The 3,797-nt window shown below is 70.5% G+C and carries 5 protein-coding genes and 1 pseudogene; 5 read left to right on the top strand and 1 reads right to left on the bottom strand.

What is annotated here, in order from left to right; all coding sequences use genetic code 11:
* From VF825_RS12835 to VF825_RS12820, 4 genes are all read left to right on the top strand, one after another.
* Window positions 1–526 (top strand): cbb3-type cytochrome c oxidase subunit I (locus VF825_RS12835; RefSeq protein ID WP_331113873.1); only part of this gene is annotated, 526 nt, incomplete at its 5' end.
* Window positions 526–927: a cytochrome c oxidase subunit 4 gene (locus tag VF825_RS12830; protein ID WP_331113872.1), complete on the top strand. Its 402-nt coding sequence runs from the start codon at window positions 526–528 to the stop codon at window positions 925–927. The genes VF825_RS12835 and VF825_RS12830, both read left to right, overlap by 1 nt.
* A 271-nt stretch (window positions 928–1,198) precedes the next feature.
* Window positions 1,199–2,437, top strand: a complete 1,239-nt coding sequence (locus tag VF825_RS12825) for a L,D-transpeptidase (RefSeq protein ID WP_331113870.1) — start codon at window positions 1,199–1,201, stop codon at window positions 2,435–2,437.
* 296 nt (window positions 2,438–2,733) lie between these two features.
* A complete protein-coding gene (locus tag VF825_RS12820) occupies window positions 2,734–2,925 on the top strand; it encodes a DUF5655 domain-containing protein (protein ID WP_331113868.1) in 192 nt (63 codons plus the stop codon).
* Between the two features lie 6 nt (window positions 2,926–2,931).
* On the opposite strand, the gene VF825_RS12815 is transcribed toward VF825_RS12820, so the two are convergent.
* Window positions 2,932–3,276: a metallopeptidase family protein gene (locus VF825_RS12815; RefSeq protein WP_331113866.1), complete on the bottom strand. Its 345-nt coding sequence runs from the start codon at window positions 3,274–3,276 to the stop codon at window positions 2,932–2,934.
* Between the two features lie 184 nt (window positions 3,277–3,460).
* Between VF825_RS12815 and VF825_RS12810 the strand changes: the two are divergent.
* Window positions 3,461–3,797 (top strand): annotated as a pseudogene (locus VF825_RS12810) (hypothetical protein); the annotation flags it as partial.

Genomic DNA, 3,797 nt, shown 5'->3' with positions numbered 1-3,797 from the left:
CGTGTTCGCGATGTTCGCCGGTTTCTACTTCTGGTGGCCCAAGCTCACCGGCCGGATGCTCGACGAGCGCTGGGGCAAGGTCCACTTCTGGATGCTGTTCATCGGCTTCCACACCACCTTCCTCATCCAGCACTGGCTGGGCGTCAAGGGCATGCCGCGTCGCTACGCCGACTACCTGCCCGAGGACGGCTTCCAGTGGATGAACGACGTGTCCAGCGCGGGCGCGCTGCTGCTCGGCGCCTCCACGCTGCCGTTCCTCTACAACGTCTGGAAGACCTGGCGCACCGCGCCGCTGGTGGAGACCGACGACCCGTGGGGCTACGGCGCCTCGCTGGAGTGGGCGACCTCCTGCCCGCCGCCGCGGCACAACTTTGAGACGATCCCGCGGATCCGCTCGGAGCGTCCGGCCTTCGACCTGCACCACCCCGAGGTCGCGGCCTACGACTCGCCGCAGGCTGACAAGAACATTCTCGACTCCCTTCTGGGCGAGCCCGACCTGCACCACCACTCGGAGGACAAGCACTGATGAAGGTCGAGACCTGGCTGTTCGGCGCGGGGACGTTCATCTTCGCCCCCCTCGGGCTGATCTACGGCTTCTTCACCCACTGGAACGAGCCGGTCGGGCCGGTGGCCCTGATGCTGACCGCCGGCCTGTCCGCCCTGATCGGGTTCTACCTCTGGTGGACCGGCCGCAAGCTGGACGACCGTCCCGAGGACGACCCGTTCGCGCCGGTCGAGGCTGCCGAGGGTGACTACGGCTTCTTCAGCCCGCACAGCTGGTGGCCGCTGCCGCTGGCCGCCTCGGCTGCCCTGACCTTCCTGGGGCTGGCCGTCGGCTGGTGGCTCGTGGTGATCGGCGTCGTCTTCGGCTCGTTCGCCCTCGTGGGTTGGGTCTTCGAGTACTTCCGCGGGGAGCGCGCGGTCTGACCTTTCTGGCCCGATCTGCCCGGTTCGCACCGACGGACCGGGTAGGCTGGCGCCAACAACCGTCCGAGAGCCGTGGTCTCCCCAACGGGGGGCCACGGCTCTCGGACGGTTCCGGGACGTTCACGGGGGGACCGCGCCGGGATCGTTGTACGACCGTGACCGCGGTCGGCGGCTCCGTCGTCAACCACCCGCGCGTCCCGTGCGTCCTCATGGATGGGTGCCCTCGCTGGGGCCCCTGCGAAGTTCGTCCTTCGGGTGGGAGTCGGTCAACGTGGTGATCTCGACAATGCGGCGTCGTGCTGCCCTCGCGGCGGCCCTGCTCTCCGGCGCGGCCCTGGTGTCGGCCTGCGGCCCCGCAGGTGGCGCCTCGGGCACGTCAGCCAGGGGAGCCGGGACACATGCCTTGGCCACGGCCGGCGGTGCGACGAGCACCACCCAGCAGGCCACCCCGGCGCAGCTGTCGATCAGCCCCTCCGACGCCGCCACGGGCGTCCTGCCGACCGCCCCGGTGACCGTCCGGGCCGAGTCCGGCACGCTCGGCAGCGTCACGCTCACGGCCGCCGACGGCGAGACGGTGAACGGCGCGGTCGGTGCCGACGGCACCTGGAAGGCGAGCGGCCGGCTCACTCCCGGCACGGCATACACGCTGACCGCGAAGGCGACCGGGCAGGACGGCACACCGTCCACGGTGACCTCCTCGTTCTCCACCCTGAAGCCGGCGGTGACCGCGACCTACGGGCTGATCCCCGGCGGTGGCACCGTCGGCGTGGGCATGCCGGTGAGCGTGCAGTTCGACTCCCCGGTCATGACCAAGGCCGAGCGGGCGCAGGTCGAGAAGCTGATGAAGATCTCGGTCAGCCCCAAGCAGGTGGGCGCCTGGGGGTGGCTGGACAACCGCCAGCTGATGTGGCGGCCCCAGAGCTACTGGCTCCCCGGCACCCACGTGACGGTGACGGCGCCGCTGCACGGCGTGCAGACCGGTGACGGCAAGTGGGTGGCGGCCGACGACAGCACGAGCTTCACCGTCGGCTCCGCGATGGTCAGCACCGTCGACATGAACGCCCACACCATGACGGTGCGCCAGAACGGCGCCGTGCTGCGCACGTTCAAGGTCAGCACCGGGCGCCCCGGGCCCAAGACCGAGACCCGCTACGGCACCAAGGTCATCATCTCCCGCGACGGCGACGTCACCATGGACTCGACCACGATCGGCATCCCCAAGGGCAAGCCGGGCTACTACAAGATCGACACCAAGTGGGCGATGCGCCTGACCTGGACCGGCGAGTTCATCCACTCGGCCCCGTGGTCGGTCGGCGCCCAGGGCAATTCCAACGTCTCTCACGGCTGCACCAACATGGCCCCGGCCGATGCGCAGTGGATGTTCGAGCACTCCAAGGTCGGCGACGTCGTGAACTTCACCGGGTCCAAGCGGCCGTTCCAGCCGACCGAGGGCTACGGCATCTGGATGTACTCCTTCAGCCAGTGGAAGGCCCAGAGCGCCCTGGTCTGACCGGTTCCGGTCCGCACAGCGGGCCGGGCCGCCAGGCCGGGCCGCACCCTTCCGGGGCGAGGCCCCGCTGCCGTGTCCCGGCCCCGTATGCCGTGTGCCTGCCTACGCTGACGCCATGGAAGCGCCTGACCGGCGCGGCAGTTCGTGGCCGACCTGACCATCGGACCGGCGGTGCTGGAACGCCTGCGGACGCTCCTCGACCTGTCCGGAGGCGCCGAGGAGCGGGTGGGTCGAAGCCAGGTCACCTTCCAACGCGCCGGGGCTTTGCGTACCTGTGGCGTCCCGGGCAGTACCTCGTGCACCCTGACGCGGACCTGGTCGTCTCGATCGCCCTGGGACGCCCCGTGGACTCGGCCCGGTTCAAGCAGGTCGTGCAGGTCAGCCCCCGACACTGGATGCACCAACTCGAGGTGCACTCCGCCGAGGACCTCGACGAGCAGGTGGCCGCGTGGTTGGCCGAGGCCGCCCGTGAAGCGGGTGACCCTTGATCCCGCTCAGTCCCAGCCGAGCTCGTGGAGCCGCTCGTCGTCGATCCCGAAGTGGTGCGCGATCTCGTGGACCACGGTCACGGCGATCTCCTCGAGCAGTTCCTCCCGGTCCCCGCACATGCGCTGCAACGGGCCCTGGAACAGTGTGATCCGGTCCGGGAGCGACCCCATGGCCCACGCGTCCCCGCGCTCGGTCAGGGGAGTGCCGTCGTAGACCCCGAGCAGGTCAGGGTCGTGCTCCGGGGGTTCGTCCTCGACGAGGAAGACGACGTTGTCCATCAGGTCGAGCAGCTCGGCGGGGACCTCGTCGAGCGCGTCGCCCACGGCGTCCTCGAACTCTTGCCGCGTCATCCGGACTCCCATGCCCCGCAGCCTCTCATCCGCTGCCCGGTATGCCGGGTGGTTGGGTCGGGCTCGAGGCGGCCCCGGGCCGGGTCGTGGCGCGGGCCGGGTGGTTTCCTGTGTGCCAGCCGCGCGTGGCGCGACCGTGCGATGACTGGAGTGGCCTGTCGGTGGTCGAATGTATGTTCGAATCATGCACCAGGGGGATCGTCGTCAGGGGGCCGCGGCCAGCGGCTCCGGTGGCGTGCCCGCCGCGGGGGCCTCTTTCGCGGACCGGTTGGCCGTGGTGGACGCCGCGCGGGAGTCCTTGGCCGGGATCGAGCAGGTGCTGCACCAGTGCCAGGGCGCGGACCTGGGTCCGGCGATGGGCTTGTTGGATGCGTTGGCCTGCAGGGTCGAGGCGGCCAAGGTGGCCGTGCTTGGGGAGGCTCTGGAGCGGGGCGAGGTGGCCTCCTCGTGTGCGACGGCGGCGGGGTGGGTGCTGGAGTGGGCGCCGTCCTACCGGTCCGGTGGGGCGGGTGACCTGGTCA

It is taken from the genome of Oryzihumus sp. (genome assembly GCF_036391795.1).
In the GTDB taxonomy this organism is placed as follows: Bacteria; Actinomycetota; Actinomycetes; order Actinomycetales; family Dermatophilaceae; genus Oryzihumus.
The sequence above is the reverse complement of the archived record's forward strand: the minus strand, read 5'-3'. Positions and strand labels throughout refer to the sequence as shown.

Excerpts from the sequence above, each read along its gene's own strand:
- VF825_RS12830 (WP_331113872.1), top strand. The coding sequence starts at position 526 with ATGAAGGTCGAGACCTGGCTGTTCGGCGCGGGGACGTTCATCTTCGCC.
- VF825_RS12815 (WP_331113866.1), bottom strand. The coding sequence starts at position 3,276 with ATGACGCGGCAAGAGTTCGAGGACGCCGTGGGCGACGCGCTCGACGAG.